This window comes from Gordonia sp. UBA7860 (assembly GCF_002500165.1).
Lineage (GTDB): Bacteria > Actinomycetota > Actinomycetes > Mycobacteriales > Mycobacteriaceae > Gordonia > Gordonia sputi.
On record NZ_DLSO01000198.1, the window covers coordinates 4,556 to 4,926 of the forward strand.

At 60.9% G+C, this 371-nt stretch carries 1 pseudogene; it reads left to right on the forward strand.

From position 1 onward, the window contains the following. Positions 1–157: 157 nt before the first annotated feature. Positions 158–371: pseudogene (locus B3T59_RS23520) on the forward strand (MFS transporter); the annotation flags it as partial.

Here is a 371-nt window from a genome sequence, read left to right on the forward strand (position 1 = left end):
GCAGCACCCACATCCTTACGTACGACACACATTCACCAGACACACATTCACCATTTCCCCAGCTCACCGGTCCACGGTTTTCGCGTGCACTCCAACTTCGTCCCGCATCCACGTGCAGCTACGGAATACCGTGGGGTACTTCGACGCTAGGCCTCGTATGACGCAGACGCCGGGCCCGACACACTCTCAGGAATCCGCTCCAACAGGGACCGATCCTGTCGGAACACATTTCGCCGGCGCGCGTTCATTCATCGCGGCCATCGCTGCTTTCGCGGTGGTGATGCTCGGCACCACGCTGCCGACCCCGCTGTACTCGATCTACGCGAAGGACCTCGGATTCGGCGTCACCACGACGACGATCATCTTCGCCG